Source organism: Streptomyces sp. NBC_00354 (assembly GCF_036106915.1).
GTDB lineage: Bacteria > Actinomycetota > Actinomycetes > Streptomycetales > Streptomycetaceae > Streptomyces.
In genome coordinates, this window is sequence record NZ_CP107983.1 from 4,041,209 (window position 1) to 4,055,324 (window position 14,116).

15 protein-coding genes are annotated in these 14,116 nt (G+C 70.9%); 5 read left to right on the forward strand and 10 right to left on the reverse strand.

What is annotated here, in order from left to right:
- The first annotated feature begins 8 nt into the window (after positions 1–8).
- Positions 9–515 carry a GbsR/MarR family transcriptional regulator gene (locus OHT74_RS18210; RefSeq protein WP_328623339.1) on the forward strand — a complete coding sequence of 169 codons (507 nt, stop codon included), beginning with the start codon at positions 9–11 and terminating at the stop codon, positions 513–515.
- A 61-nt stretch (positions 516–576) separates the two neighbouring features.
- On the opposite strand, the gene OHT74_RS18215 is transcribed toward OHT74_RS18210, so the two are convergent.
- Positions 577–1,371: a diacylglycerol kinase gene (locus tag OHT74_RS18215; RefSeq protein ID WP_443047710.1), complete on the reverse strand. Its 795-nt coding sequence runs from the start codon at positions 1,369–1,371 to the stop codon at positions 577–579.
- 184 nt (positions 1,372–1,555) lie between these two features.
- Here OHT74_RS18215 and OHT74_RS18220 point away from each other — a divergent pair, with 184 nt between their 5' ends.
- Together OHT74_RS18220 and OHT74_RS18225 are read left to right on the forward strand one after the other, a co-directional pair.
- On the forward strand, positions 1,556–2,839 hold the full coding sequence (locus OHT74_RS18220; protein ID WP_266627135.1) for an adenylosuccinate synthase: 1,284 nt from the start codon (positions 1,556–1,558) through the stop codon (positions 2,837–2,839).
- Positions 2,840–3,078: 239 nt separating this feature from the next.
- Positions 3,079–3,576 carry a DUF4232 domain-containing protein gene (locus OHT74_RS18225; RefSeq protein ID WP_328620771.1) on the forward strand — a complete coding sequence of 166 codons (498 nt, stop codon included), beginning with the start codon at positions 3,079–3,081 and terminating at the stop codon, positions 3,574–3,576.
- Positions 3,577–3,648: 72 nt separating this feature from the next.
- On the opposite strand, the gene OHT74_RS18230 is transcribed toward OHT74_RS18225, so the two are convergent.
- The 3 genes from OHT74_RS18230 to OHT74_RS18240 form a co-directional block, all read right to left on the reverse strand.
- Positions 3,649–5,142 (reverse strand): PKD domain-containing protein, encoded by a 1,494-nt coding sequence (locus OHT74_RS18230; protein ID WP_328620772.1) that lies wholly within the window; start codon positions 5,140–5,142, stop codon positions 3,649–3,651.
- A gap of 105 nt (positions 5,143–5,247) precedes the next feature.
- Positions 5,248–6,915, reverse strand: coding sequence for a PKD domain-containing protein (locus tag OHT74_RS18235; RefSeq protein ID WP_328620773.1), 1,668 nt, complete (start codon positions 6,913–6,915; stop codon positions 5,248–5,250).
- A gap of 102 nt (positions 6,916–7,017) precedes the next feature.
- Positions 7,018–7,632 carry a TetR/AcrR family transcriptional regulator gene (locus tag OHT74_RS18240; protein ID WP_328620774.1) on the reverse strand — a complete coding sequence of 205 codons (615 nt, stop codon included), beginning with the start codon at positions 7,630–7,632 and terminating at the stop codon, positions 7,018–7,020.
- Positions 7,633–7,732: 100 nt separating this feature from the next.
- On the opposite strand from OHT74_RS18240, the gene wrbA reads away from it, so the two are divergent.
- Complete coding sequence (gene wrbA / locus OHT74_RS18245; RefSeq protein WP_328620775.1) at positions 7,733–8,344, forward strand: NAD(P)H:quinone oxidoreductase; 612 nt, start codon at positions 7,733–7,735, stop codon at positions 8,342–8,344.
- 291 nt (positions 8,345–8,635) lie between these two features.
- Here the strand turns inward: wrbA and OHT74_RS18250 are convergent, their stop codons facing one another.
- Positions 8,636–8,878, reverse strand: coding sequence for a DUF397 domain-containing protein (locus tag OHT74_RS18250; RefSeq protein WP_328620776.1), 243 nt, complete (start codon positions 8,876–8,878; stop codon positions 8,636–8,638).
- Positions 8,875–9,732 (reverse strand): helix-turn-helix domain-containing protein, encoded by an 858-nt coding sequence (locus OHT74_RS18255; RefSeq protein ID WP_328623340.1) that lies wholly within the window; start codon positions 9,730–9,732, stop codon positions 8,875–8,877. The genes OHT74_RS18250 and OHT74_RS18255 overlap by 4 nt, the downstream gene beginning before the upstream one ends.
- 124 nt (positions 9,733–9,856) lie before the next feature.
- On the opposite strand from OHT74_RS18255, the gene OHT74_RS18260 reads away from it, so the two are divergent.
- Entirely contained in the window at positions 9,857–10,333 is a 477-nt protein-coding gene (locus tag OHT74_RS18260) for a hypothetical protein (RefSeq protein ID WP_266665478.1), read from the forward strand.
- On the opposite strand, the gene OHT74_RS18265 is transcribed toward OHT74_RS18260, so the two are convergent.
- From OHT74_RS18265 to OHT74_RS18280, 4 genes are all read right to left on the reverse strand, one after another.
- Positions 10,258–11,142, reverse strand: coding sequence for an alpha/beta hydrolase family protein (locus OHT74_RS18265; RefSeq protein ID WP_328620777.1), 885 nt, complete (start codon positions 11,140–11,142; stop codon positions 10,258–10,260). The two genes, OHT74_RS18260 and OHT74_RS18265, sit on opposite strands and share 76 nt — an antisense overlap.
- Before the next feature lie 167 nt (positions 11,143–11,309).
- Positions 11,310–12,512, reverse strand: a complete 1,203-nt coding sequence (kynU, locus tag OHT74_RS18270) for a kynureninase (RefSeq protein WP_328620778.1) — start codon at positions 12,510–12,512, stop codon at positions 11,310–11,312.
- A complete protein-coding gene (locus tag OHT74_RS18275) occupies positions 12,505–13,350 on the reverse strand; it encodes a tryptophan 2,3-dioxygenase family protein (RefSeq protein WP_030299170.1) in 846 nt (281 codons plus the stop codon). The genes kynU and OHT74_RS18275 overlap by 8 nt, the downstream gene beginning before the upstream one ends.
- Before the next feature lie 202 nt (positions 13,351–13,552).
- Positions 13,553–13,966, reverse strand: a complete 414-nt coding sequence (locus OHT74_RS18280; protein WP_266665484.1) for a DUF3151 domain-containing protein — start codon at positions 13,964–13,966, stop codon at positions 13,553–13,555.
- Between the last annotated feature and the right edge of the window lie 150 nt (positions 13,967–14,116).

The following is a 14,116-nucleotide window of genomic DNA, read 5'->3' on the forward strand; positions in this document are numbered from 1 at the left end:
CGGACGACATGGATGTACAGGCGCAGGCTCAGGCGCACGACGTACGGAGCGAGGAAGCGGTCTCCCGCTTCGTGGAGCGGTTCGCCGCGCAGCTCACCGAGGCGGGGATGCAGCGGATGGCCTCACGGGTCTTCGCGCAGCTGCTCGCCAGCGACAGCGGGGCGATGACGTCGGCGGAGCTGAGCGAGGCGCTGCAGATCAGTCCGGCGGCGGTGTCGGGGGCGGTGGCGTACCTGACGCAGGTGACCATGATCAGCCGGGAGCGGGAACCGGGCTCACGGCGGGACCGGTACGTGCTGCACAACGAGCTCTGGTACGCGACGTTCACCCGGCGGGACCAGGTGCTGACCCTCTTCGAGAAGACGCTGCGCGACGGTGTCGCCGGGCTCGGCGCGGACAGCCCGGCGGGCGTGCGGATGGCGGAGACGGCGGAGTTCTTCGAGTTCCTGCAGGGTGAGATGGCCGGGATGATGGACCGCTGGCGGGCCCACCGGGCCACCCTGAACCTCCCGTAGCCCCTGGCAGTGCCCAGGCGGGCCGGAGTGCCCGGCGGGCAGGCCCCGCCGGGCACACGGGTCAGCGGGGGACCGTCAGGGACCAGGCCGCCGGGCGGAGGGTCCAGGTGCGGCGCCGGACCGGGCCCGCCACCAGCGCGTCCGCCCGGTAGCGGAAGTCGGACCCCGACACCGTCACCGAACCCGCCCTCGCCAGCAGCGAAGGCCCGCCGGCCACCCGGACCGTCACCTCCGCCACGCCGTCGGACGACACCGGCACCACCCGCAGGTCCTCCACCACCCGGTCCACGTCCACCAGGACCCGCCCGTCCACCTCCACCCGCAGCCGGTGACCCGCCGCAGCCCCCGACGGGACCAGCGTCCGCACCAGCGAGCGGTACGCACTCCAGACGGACGGCCTCGCTACCGCCCGGACGGGTGGAATCCGCAGATCCCCGAGCACCACCCCGTCGCTGTCGTCCACCAGCAGGTCGCGCGTCCGGACGGACCCGTCCAGCACCGACCGCGCCGCCGCCACCGCGGACAGCGGCACGCCCAGGGACCGGGCCAGCCCCAGCGAGCCCGCGGGCCCCACCGGGACCAGCGACAGGGCGCCCTCGCCCAGCCCCCGCGCCCGGTACAGCAGCCCCACGGCCCGTACCAGCGCCCGGTCGTCGCCCACGATCACCGGCTGCCGATGGCCCCGGCGGGCAAGTGCCCGCGCAAACTCCTCCTGCGAGTCCGGGAGGCAGATTTTCGCTGCCGCGCCCGCTGACAGAACATCCTTCGCGATCCGCACGGACTCGCCGTCAAGACGGCGGGCGACCGGGTCGACGAGCACGAGCAAGCCGCCTACCGGCGCGCCCGCATGGCTCATGGTGGGCTCTGGAGCCGACACCTCGGTCCTTCCTCGGGTAGCATCTTTGTGCAAGAGGCCCTTGCGCTATTGCGCCAGGGCCTTCGTCTATTCCGGGGCACCGGTCCGACGGCTCAGCCTGCGGTGTACATCGTCGTACGCCCCCTGACCTTGGACATGCCCCATCCGGAAGAGGTGTACGCCTGTGCCCGCTCTTGTGCTGCTCGGAGCTCAGTGGGGTGACGAGGGCAAGGGAAAGGCCACCGACCTGCTCGGTGGATCCGTTGACTATGTAGTGCGCTACCAGGGCGGCAACAACGCCGGCCACACGGTCGTCGTCGGCGACCAGAAGTATGCACTGCACCTTCTCCCTTCCGGCATCCTCTCCCCCGGATGCACCCCTGTCATCGGCAACGGCGTCGTCGTCGACCCGGCCGTCCTGCTCTCCGAGCTGCGCGGTCTGAACGAGCGCGGCATCGATACCTCCAAGCTGCTGATCAGTGGTAACGCGCACTTGATCACGCCGTACAACGTCACCCTCGACAAGGTCGGCGAGCGCTTCCTCGGCAAGCGCAAGATCGGTACGACCGGCCGCGGCATCGGCCCGACGTACGCGGACAAGATCAACCGCATCGGCATCCGCGTCCAGGACCTGTACGACGAGTCGATCCTCGTCCAGAAGGTCGAAGCGGCGCTCGAGGGCAAGAACCAGCTCCTCGCGAAGCTCTACAACCGCCGCGCCATCGAGGCCGCCGCGATCGTGGAGGAGATGCTCCAGTACGCGGAGCAGATCAAGCCGTACGTCGCCGACACCACGCTGATCCTCAACAACGCGCTCGACGAGGACAAGGTCGTGCTGTTCGAGGGCGGCCAGGGCACCCTGCTCGACGTCGACCACGGCACGTACCCCTTCGTCACCTCCTCGAACCCGACCGCCGGCGGCGCCTGCACCGGCACCGGCGTGGGCCCGACGAAGATCAGCCGCGTCATCGGCATCCTCAAGGCCTACACGACCCGCGTCGGCGCCGGCCCGTTCCCGACCGAGCTGTTCGACCAGGACGGCGAGGACCTGCGCCGCATCGGCGGCGAGCGCGGCGTGACCACCGGCCGCGACCGCCGCTGCGGCTGGTTCGACGCGCCGATCGCCCGTTACGCCACCCGCGTGAACGGTCTGACGGACTTCTTCCTCACCAAGCTGGACGTGCTGACCGGCTGGGAGCAGATCCCGGTCTGCGTCGCGTACGAGATCGACGGCAAGCGCGTCGAGGAGCTCCCGTACTCGCAGACGGACTTCCACCACGCGAAGCCGATCTACGAAAACCTCCCCGGCTGGTCCGAGGACATCACCAAGGCCAAGACGTTCTCGGACCTCCCGAAGAACGCCCAGGCGTACGTGAAGGCCCTCGAGGAGATGTCGGGCGCCCCGATCTCCGCGATCGGCGTCGGCCCCGGCCGTACCGAGACGATCGAGATCAACTCGTTCCTGTAGCAGGACCGCGGAGGGGCGGTGGGCCGTGTGGCGCACCGCCCCTCCGGCATGTCCGCCGCCGAAAGGTCGCGGGGGCCCCTGGCCGGTAGAATGGTGCCATCAGGCCCGCGCTGTTCAGCCGCGGGGGCGCACCGCTCGGTCGAACCTCCGCGAGGGTGCGAGTACTTCTCCCTCAGAAGGCATGCGCACTACGTCGCGCCGGTAGCGGGCAACTCCCTTAGCTGGCACAGGAGTTTGCCATGAGCAACGTCCTGCCCCGGGCGGCGGCCCTGGCTGCCGCAGCCCTCCTGGCAACCACCGGCGCTTTGGTGGGCGCCACCCAGTCATCGGCTCTGCCGATGGCCCCGACCTGCCGTGTGGCCGACCTCGAGCTGGCCGTCGGCGGGCCGCAACGCGCCGGAGGGGCGATCGACTACCCCATCCTGTTCACCAACACCACGGGCCACAACTGCGCGTTGCGCGGATACCCGGGCGTCAGCGTCACGGATGCCCGGCACCGCCAGATCGGCACCTCCGCGATCCGCACCGGCGAGCCGATCAGCACGGTGCTCGTCGCCCCCGACGAAACCGTGACCGCCGTCATGCGTACCAACAGCCGGTCCGTGGCGCCGAACTGCCGGCCCAAGTCGACCTACGTCAAGGTCTACCCGCCGAACAGCGGCGTGGCCGAGGAGATCGCCTACGCCCTGCGGGTGTGCGGGATGTTCGAGATCAGCCCGGTGGAAGCTGCGGACTGACCGCCGCCCGCGGGTGTGCCGAGGGCGGTGCACCGTGTGGCGCACCGCCCCTTTTCGCTACCCGTCGTCGTATCAGTCGCTCTCGTAGAAGCCGAGGCAGTCGACGACCAGGTCGACGTCCTCCCAGCCCTGGTTCCAGAAGTCGACGAGTTCGTCCTTGCCCCCAGACGTCTGGACCAGGTTCGGGACGCTCGTGCCCGCCGTCCAGTTCAGGGCGGAGGCGACCGGACGCGGCGGCTTGACCGCGACGCCCAAGCCGTAGTCGGCCCACCTGTTCGGGTCGGGGGCGACAGACAGGAAGCCCGCGCCCTTGGTGTTGGTGACGGTGGCGTTCAGCACCATGCCGTCGGCCGGATCGGGTGAAGGTGAATAGACCTGAAGTGGCAGTGCGAGGTAATCGCGGGCCGCAATCGGCCCCCTCTCGCGGTATCCGCTTTTCTCACGGGTGTCGAGCACCCGGTACGGCTCCACAAGAGGCTGGAAGGCGGCCCGGCTGTCCGGGCTGTAGTAGCCGACGACATCGATGACGGCATCGGCCGCGCTCCAGCTGCCGTTGCGGATGGTGATCTTCCCGTCGAGGCCGACCGGCACGATCACGGAGTTGGCGACCGTCTGACCGGCGGCGAAGTTCACGCTGGAGGTGGACGGCGCCGCCTGCCCGTTCGGGTACACGGTCAGGTGGCCGGCCTCCTGCGGGTTGGTGACCGTCAGGTTGAGCGCCACCGCGGTAACGCCCATCGGCACACCGTGGCGCTCGGCGATGTCGACCTCGAAGCTGCCGTAGCCGGGGACCTGGCCCTTCGCCGTACCGAGACCCTCCCGGGTGTCGACGGCGCGGACCGGGTCCAGCGAGGTGTAGCCGCTGGCGGCCGACGCAGTGAAGTAACCGGTGACATCCGCGATCAGGTCGACGGGCGCCCAGCCACCGTTGAACATCTGCACATGCCCGTCCCGGACCGGGACGATCACCAGGTTCGGAACGGTCTGGCCTGCAACGTAGTTGAGGTTCGACGCCTCGGACCCGATGTATTCCTTGCCGGGCTGGACGGCGACGTGGCCCGCGTCGGTGGCGTTGGTGACGGTGACGTTGAGGGCCACGGCGACGACGTCAGCGGGGATCTGCGCGGCGCCGCCGACCTTCAGGGCCACCGAGCTGCGCCCCCCGACCTTGGCCTTGGCCGCGCCGAGGCCCGAACGGGTGTCCAGCAGCCGGGTGGGCGCGTGCGGGGTGAACTCAGTACCGGCCGGGGCGGCCTTGATCTCCTTCACGGCCGTGATGTCGTGCGCGGTGTCCTTCACTGTGACCGTGACGGTGTGCGAGCCCACCTCGGCGTACGAGTGGTGGGTGTTGTGGCGGCCGGCACCGGCGGCGGTGGCCTTGTCCGTGGTGCCGTCGCCCCAGGCGATGGTGACGTCGAGCGCGGCGGCGACGCTGGAGATGTCGTACGACAGGAAGATGCTGTGCGCGCTGCGCGCGCGGGCGTTCAGCGCGATGGCCAGGTCCGGGTTGCCCGCCGCGGGCGCGGCCAGCGCCGTCGTGGGGAAGAGACCAACACCGGCTGCCACGAGGGCAGCGGAAACTACGAGTCGGCGATTGCGCACCGGCCCCCCATATTTCTGTGAGCGCATGAAGTGTGAAGCGTGCAATGTGAAGCAGCGCGGAGTGCGGAGCTAGACCGTCTGGTACCAGCCGAGCAGGTCGAAGACCAGGTCGATGTCCTGCCAGCCCTGGTTCCAGAAGTCGACCATGCCCCCCTTGCCCCCGGACGTCTGCACCAGGTTCGGGACCGTCGCGCCCGCCGTCCAGTTCAGGGACGAGGAGACGGGCCGCTGCGGTGTGACCGCGGTGCCCTTCAGGTAGTCGGGCCACGTGTTCGGGTCGGCGGCGACCGAAAGGAAGCCCGTCCCGGTGGTGTTGGTGACCGTGGTGTTCAGCACCCAGCCGTCGATGTCGGAGTTCGTCGTATCACCGTCGAGCCGCACCGGGAGGAAGGTGCGGGCCGGGATCGGCCCGGCCTTCCGGCCGCCCCAGCTGTCCTTGCGCGTGTCCATGATCCGGTACGGCCCCCCGATGGACACGAGGGCGGACCTGCTGTCGGTGCTGTAGTAGCCGACGACGTCGGCCACCACGTCGGCCCGGTCCCAGCTGCCGTTGCGGACGGTGATCTTCCCGTCGGGGCCGATCGGCACGATCACCGAGTTGGCGACCGTCTGACCGGCAGCGAAGTTCACGCTCGACGTGGCCGGCGCCGCCTGCCCGCTCGGGTACGCGGTCAGGTGCCCGGCCGCCCGGGGGTTGGTGGCCGTCAGGTTGAGCGCCACGGCGGTGGCGCCCTTCGGTACGCCCCCGCGTCCGGCGATGTCGACCCCGAAGGTGCCGTAGCCGGGGACCTGGCCCTTCGCCGTACCGACGCCCTCGCGGGTGTCGACGGCGCGGACCGGGTCCAGCGTGGTGTAGCCGCTGGCGGTCGACGCCGTGAAGTAACCGGTGACGTCGGCGATCAGGTCGACCGCGTCCCAGCCGCCGTTGATCAGTTGCACGGAGCCGTCCTCGCCGACCGGCACGATGACCTGGTTCGCAACGGTCTGCCCCGCGACGTAGTTCAGGTTCGACCCCTCGTCGAAGCCGTACGAGTGGGGCTGGACCACGACGTGGCCCGCTCCCGTGGCGTTGGTGGCGGTGACGTTGAGGGCCACTGCCCTGACCCCGGCGGGGACCTTGGCGGCGCCGGCGACCTTCAGGACCACCGAGCCCCGCCCCGCGACCTTGGCCTGCGCGGCGCCGAGGCCCCCGCGGGTGTCCAGGAGCCGGGTGGGCGCGTGCGGGGTGTACTCGCTGCCCGAGGTGACGAAGTCGAGCTGGTTCACGGCCTGGACGCCGTTCGTGGTGTCCTTCACCGTGACCGTGACGGGGTACGTGCCGACCTTGGCGTACTTGTGCACGGTGTTGCGCCAGTCGGAGCCCGAGCTGGAGGCGGTGAGCCGGTCCGTGGCCCCGTCGCCCCAGGCGATGGTGATGTCGAGTTCGGCGGGTTCGCCCGTGACGAGGGTCCGCAGGTCGATCGAGTGCGCGGTGGACGCGGTGGCTTCCAGGTCGACCGCGAGGTAGGCGTCACGCGACGCGTCCTGCGCCCGCGCGGTGGCCGCCCCGGCCCCGGATCCGGGCAGCGGTGTGCGGACCGTACGGTCCGCAGGGCTGGAGAAGGTCTTGCCCCCGGGCAGCGTCCCGCCCGTGCCCGGGTTCGCGCCCGGCGACGCGGCCGCCCCGTGGGCGGCGGGCGCGACGGGACCCGCCGCATGAGCCGCCGCCGCGGGAACGAGAACAACACCGGCCGCCACAAGGGCAGCGGAAAACATGAGACGGCGACGGAGCACCGTTCCCCCCCTAGGTCTGGTGCGAACCTTGAACAGGTTCGAAATCCCGCTCAGCGTACAGACCCGTCAGTGGCTTGATCCACTGGGTTCCTGCCCCGTGCCGAGCAGGGCGTCGATGCCCGCTTTGATCTGCCCGATCGGCACTTCGCGTGCCGTGAGGTGTTCGAACAGGCTCGGGACGAACGGGGCCAGGAGCAGATGCGCCAGCACCGCCGCGTCCGCCTCCGGGCGCGTCTGCCGCAGCAGCATCGCGACGTGCGTGTGCATGGTCAGGTACGCACCGCTGACGTACCGGGCGCCCGGTGACGCGGCCTCCGCCACGGCCATCACCGCACGCTGCTCGACGAGCCGTTCGGCCAGGGTGTGCAGGAAGGCGCGCAGCCGGACCGCGGGCGGCGCGTCGGGGCCGAGCGGGGCCGGCCCGCTCATGAAGGCCTCCTGGAAGCGCCGCTCGTCATCGTCGAGCAGCGCGAACAGCAGGCTGCTCACGTCGCCGAAGCGGCGGTAGACCGTCCCGACCCCCATGCAGGCGGCGTGGGCGACGGCGTTCATGGTCACGGCGTCCGGCCCCTGCTCGGCGACCAGCCGCGCGGCCGCGTCCAGGATCTTCCGCCTGTTCCTGGCGGCGTCCGCGCGCTCGGGCGGGGCCTGTCCCGTGACCGGGAGTTCGATGCGGCTCATACCCAGAGGCTACCGGACACCCTTGCAAAGCGGATGACTATCCGCTTTACTCTCACCCATCGAACCGGATAGCAATCCACTTACAGATGGGGTCCTCACCATGAGCGCCAAGGTCGCGGTCGTCTACTACTCCTCCACCGGAAACGTCCACGAGCTCGCGAAGGCCGTGGCCGAAGGCGCCGAGAAGGCGGGCGCCGAGGTCCGCCTGCGCCGGGTGCCCGAGCTCGCCCCCGACGCGGCCATCGACTCGAACCCGGCCTGGCGCCGGCACGTCGAGGACAGCAGGGACGTCGAGGTCGCCACCCTGGACGACCTCGTCTGGGCCAACGCGTACGCGATCGGCTCGCCGACCCGGTACGGCAACATCGCGGGCCAGCTCAAGCAGTTCCTCGACACCACGGGCGGCCTCTGGCAGCAGGGCGCCCTCGCCGACAAGCCGGCCACCGGCTTCACCAGCGCCCACAACGCGCACGGCGGCAACGAGTCCACGCTGCTCGCCCTCTACAACACGTTCCACCACTGGGGCTCGGTCATCGTCTCGCCCGGCTTCACCAACCCGGTCGTCTTCGGCGCCGGCGGCAACCCGTACGGCACCTCGCACCCGGCCAGCAGCGGCGCAGTCAGCGAGGAGACCCTGACCGCGGCCCGCTACCAGGGCGAGCGCCTGGCCACCTTCGCCGCCCGCCTGGCCGCCACGGCCGACCTCACCTGACACCGAGTGCAGTACGCAGGACAGGGGAGGGGCCCGTCGGCTCGCTCGTGATCGTGAACTTGGCCTCAAGGCCGAGCGCGGTACGGGTGGAGCCGGCGGTGTCGAGGGCCGGCTGCGGACTGGGCCTGAGCGGCCACAGCCTTGTTCCCGGCTGCGGGCAGCGTCGTGCGGACGGCACGGTCGGCAGGGCTCTGATACGTCTTCCGTGCGGTCTGCCCGGGCTCCGCCCGGACGGGCGCGGCGGTCGCGGACGGGCCGTCCGCCGCCGAGGCCAGGCCCGCGAACCTCCGGCTACGTAGCCGCCCAGCCGGCGAAGTCGGCCCAGGCCGACGGGGCCACGGCCAGGGTCGGGCCGGTGAGGTTCTTGGAGTCCCGGACGTGCACGGCGTGCGGGCAGGTGGCCACCTCGACGCAGTCCCCACCACCGCCGTCGCTGTAGCTCGACTTGTGCCAGTCGTAGGCGACCTCTACACAGTCCCCGCCACCGCCGTCGCTGTAACTGGACTTGAACCACTGCAAGGTGCTGGTGCTCATTTCCGTACTCCTGCCAACCGCTGGATGAGTTCCAGAGATTCATCGGGGCTCAGCGCCTGTGCGCGGATCTTCGCATACCGCTGCGCCAGTCGGGACACCTTTGCCGGGTTGCTGACGAGGATGCCCTCGTCGTTGATTTCCATGTAGACGACGTGTTGGTGATCCCCGGTTTCCACCACTTTCATCGGGCCGCGCTCACCCGCGTGGGAGCCCTTCAGGCCCCGGTGCTTGGACAGGACCTGCACCGATACGTTGTCGCGTTGGGCATCCTCCGCGAGCGATAGAAGCTGCCCTCGCTGAACGCCCCAGCTCCCGTACGGACGCTCGAGAACCCCTTCTTCGACGATCAGTTCGAGCATCGCAATCGGGTCGCGATCGAACAGCGACTTACGCGCCATCCGGGCCTCGACGAGCTCCTCCGCCCTGGCGTCCGACACCGGCGGATAGCTGCCCTTGAACACCGCCCGGGCGTACGACTCCGTCTGGAACAGGCCGTCCATCACCATCGTCTGGTACGAGGAGAGCATCAGGGCCTCGGCTTCCACCTGCGAGAACTTCCGGAACCGGACCGGGTACTTCTCCATCAGGACGTACTTCCGCGCGGTCTCGAAGAAGCCACGGCGGTCACCGATCGCCACCTCCAGGCCCACCAGCATCTTGTCGCTCACCGGCTGTGCACCCGTTTCCATGGCGCTGATCGCCGAGCCGGTGTAGCCGGTCATCTCCCCCACCGCCACCTGCGTCAGCTTCTTCTCCAGCCGGAGGATGCGGGCGATCTCTGCGACGTACGAGGTCGTCGGCCGCTCGTCTTCGTTGTCGTTTTCCTTGTCCTTGTTGGCGGCAGCCTTCGGCATGGTGAACACCCCCGAAACGAAGCGAACTCAAATGGTCTCCAGCGCATGGCGCGCCCTCCCAGACTTCTCACCTATCAAGTCCGAGACGTAGAAAACGGTAGACCTGAGCCATCACGCTTGGTCCATGAACACTGAAAGTCACGCGCCCAACTCCCGTACGCCCAGCTGGATTCCGGCCACCGGTATCGGAATCCGCAAGGCAGGAGTGCTATTTGACGCCGTACGTGTGGACGGTGACATGGGACGCGACCTGGCCGATCTCCTCGTCACGCTCACTGGCGGTGACCCCGGGCCGATCGTCGTCCAGGCCAACGGCAAGCGGCCCGTGTACTTCCTGATCCCGGTCGGGAGTGCCGCTTACCGGATCTGGCCACCGGGCTTCACGCGGCTCGCGTCAGGACCGCGCCGGACCACGTACATCCCCGTCCCGGCCCTCGACGGCGCCTGGCCGCTGGCCTGGCGGTGTCCGCCGACGCGGGAGGACCGGTTCGTGCACGCCCTGCTGCTGTACCGGGCCGCCGGCCTCTACCAGGCCAGCTGCGAGATCTCCTCGGCCACCACCGCGCAGGCGTCCGCGGCCGGGTCGATCAGCGGGAAGTGACCGATGCCGTCCAGCAGGGTCAGGCCCACGGTCTCCCCGGCCTTGGCCGCGGCAGCCACGTACGACTCGGCCACCGACGGCGGGACCACGATGTCCTCGCGGCCGTGGACGACGGTCGTCGCGATCCCGGTCGGCAGCAGCGCCGCCGGGTCCGCGAACGGCAGGCGCTCCGCCCACTGGTCGGCGCCGCCCAGCAGCTGCGCGGACGCACCTCCGCACACACCCAACTCCTCCGCGGCCACGAAGTCCGCGATGGGGGCCAGCGCCACCACGCCGCGCAGCAGCGGCGGGGAAGGCAGCCTCCACGCGGTCGGGGACTGGGGCGGCAGGACGTGCCGCGCCGCCGCCCACAGTGCGAGGTGGCCGCCCGCCGAGTGGCCGGTGATGACCGTACGGCGGGGGTCGGCCTGCGGGAGGTGGGCCGAGGCCAGGCCCGGGAGGGCGTCCATCGCGGCGGCGACGTCGTCGAAGGTCTCCGGCCAGCGGCCGGCCACGTGGCCCTCGGCGTTCTGGCGGGGCAGGGAACTGCCGCGCCGGTACTCGACGTTGGCGACGGCGAAACCCCGGCGCGCCAGGAAGTCCGCGAGCGGGGTGATGTGGTGCCGGTCGTACGGGGCCCGCCACGCACCGCCGTGCAGGACCACGACCAGCGGGGCCGCGCCCGCCGCGGTGGCGCCGCGCGGTACGTAGAAGTCGATCACCTGGTCGGGGTGGTCCCCGTACGACCCGGTCGCGTCGGGGGCGACCGGCGGGTGGGAGAAGGCCGAGGCGGCCTCGGCGGCGTCCCGTTCGACTGCGGGGTCCGTCATCGGCTCAACCTCTCGGTAACGCGTGGGGACTGGTGTTCCGGCAGAGCGGGACCGTATCAGGCCGGAACACGACCTTCCGTGGTGGGAGGCGACTACGGAGGGGATGTGCAGGGGCGGACGGAGCCGAAGCCCCGCCCGCCCGGTTGCCGTGACGTTTCGCCCCTACATCACCCGAAAATGTGACCCAGCGTCCGGGCGGCACGCTCCGCATCGGCGAAACCGACGTAGAGCGGGGTGAAACCGAAGCGCAGGACGTCCGGGGCACGGAAGTCCCCGATCACACCGCGGGAGATCAGGTCGTCCATGACCTCCCGGGCGTTCTCGGTGCGCAGCGAGACCTGGCTGCCGCGCCGGTCGTGCTCGGCCGGGGTGACCGATTCGACCTTGCCGGCCGGGACGTACGCCGCCACGCACTCCAGGAAGAAGTCCGTCAGGGCGAGGGACTTGGCCCGTACGGCTTCCACCGGGACCCCGTCCCAGGCGTCGAGGGCAGCTTCCAGGGCCAGCATGGACAGGATGTCCGGGGTGCCGACCCGGCCGCGTATCGCGCCGGCCGCCGGGGCGTAGTCCGGGGTCATCGCGAAGGGTTCCGCGTGGCCGTTCCAGCCGGGGAGCGGGGAGTCGAAGGCGGCCTGGTGGCGTGCGGCGACGTAGAGGTACGCCGGCGAACCGGGGCCGCCGTTCAGGTACTTGTACGTACAGCCGACCGCGAGGTCGACGCCGTGCTCGTCGAGGTCGACGGGGAGGGCGCCGGCCGAGTGGCAGAGGTCCCAGACGGTGACGGCCCCGGCGGCGCGGGCCGCCGCGGTGAGGGCCGGGAGGTCGTGGAGGCGGCCGGTGCGGTAGTCGACGTGGTTGAGGAGGACGGCTGCGGTGTCCTCCCCCATCGCCTCGGCAGCGTGGGACGGGTCGACCGGGACGACGGTGAGGCCGGTCATCCGGGCGGCCGACTCCGCGATGTAGCCGTCGGTGGGGAAGGTGGACGCGTCCACGAGCAGCTGCGTGCGGCCGGGGCGGGCCAGGCGGGCGGCGCCGACCAGGGCCTTGAACAGGTTGACGCTGGTGGAGTCGCCGACGACCGTCTGGCCGGGGGCGGCGCCGATGAGCGGGGACAGCTTGTCGCCGATCCGCTCGGGGGCGGTCCACCAGGTGCCGGTGCTCCAGGACTGGATGAGCTCCGTGCCCCACTCGTGGGTGATCACCTGGGCGATGCGCTGCGCGACGCCGGTCGGGAGGGCGCCGAGGGAGTTGCCGTCCAGGTAGACGACGCCGTCGGGGAGGGTGAAGCGGTCGCGGAGCTTGCCGAGCTCGTCGGCGGTGTCCAGTTCCGCGGCGCGGGCCGCCAGGTCGGTCTTCGTCTGCTCAGACATGGCTTCGCGCCGTCCAGAGCTCGGGGAAGACGTTCTTCGTGGCGCGCTTCTCGAGCCAGGTCACGCCGGCCGAGCCGCCCGTGCCGGTCTTGGCTCCCATCGCGCGGCGGGTGGCGACCAGGTGGTCGTTGCGCCAGCGCCAGACGAGCTCCGCGACGTCCGTGAGGACCTCGCCGAGGCGGTGGAGGTCGAGCTGGGCGTCGGGGTCCGCGTACAGGGAGGTCCAGACGGCCTCGACCTCGGGCGAGGGCTCGTACCGCTGGGAGAGGTCGCGGTCCAGGACCTCGGCCGGGACCGGCAGGCCGCGGCGGGCCAGCAGGCGCAGCACCTCGTCGTAGAGGCTGGGCTCCTGGAGGGCCTTCTCCAGCTCCGCGTGGACGCGCGGGGCGCCGCGGTGCGGGACGAGCATGGAGGCCGACTTCTCGCCGAGCAGGAACTCCATCCGGCGGTACATCGCCGACTGGAAACCGGAACCCTCGCCGAGGGCGGCGCGGTAGGCGTTGAACTGGCCCGGGGTGAGCTGGGCGAGCGGGCGCCAGGAGGCGTTGAGGGCCTCGAGCTCGCGGAGGGATCGTTTCAGCGCATCCATCGCGACGGGGATGCGGTCCTCGCGGAGGGCCTTCGCGGCCGTCTCCCACTCGTGAACGATGACCGTGAACCACAGCTCCATGACCTGGGTCGTCACCAGGAAGACCATCTCGCCCGGGTCGTCCGAGCGCAGGTGCTGGAGGTGGGTGAGGACGTCCGCCTGGACGTAGTCCTCGTACGGGGTCGTGCCGGCGAAGTCGAGGTTCGGGGTGTCCGAACCGGCTCCGGAGGCATCAAGGGTGTTCGACATCGCTGTCTCCTCGACACGTGCTTCCGGGTAGCGGTCCGCCCCTTCCGATGGGTGAGTGGAGCCCCGGTCCCCTGCCCGCATCATAGGACCGGTTGCCGGATTCCCTCCAGCGAAGTGTGACCGGGGTCACAGTCACTTTTGGGACACTGTGGCCGATCGGGGCCCCGGTGCGAGGCCCCGACCACGTACATATGCGCGCAGATCAGGCGCCGAGGGTGTCCGCCGCCGTCTCGGACGAGTCGCGCAGGAAGGTCGAGCAGCGCTCGTACTCTTCCTTCTCGCCGATCGCCTCGGCCGCCCGGGACAGGGCGTACAGGGCGCGCAGGAAGCCGCGGTTCGGCTCGTGCTCCCACGGCACCGGACCGTGGCCCTTCCAGCCCGCGCGGCGCAGGGCGTCGAGGCCGCGGTGGTAGCCCGTACGGGCGTACGCGTACGACTCGACGGTGCGGCCGGCGGCGAAAGCCTCGTCGGCGAGGGTCGCCCAGGCGAGGGAGGAGGTCGGGTGCGCGGCGGCCACCTCGACGGCGGGCGTGCCCGCGGCCAGGGCCTGGCGGCCCGGCTCGTCGGGGAGGTGGGTGGGGGCGGGGCCCCCGAGCAGGTTCTGGTGAATGGACATGGTCCAAGTCTGGGGTATCGGGCCCCTCCCCGGTGCGCGGTGGTGCGTACGGACGGTGGTCCAACCACCGCTGCGGCTCCCGGGGGTGAGGGGTGGTGGGCGCCCCACCACCAGTCGGCCCAGTCGTGTGCCCGGCACACCTCCCCGGCG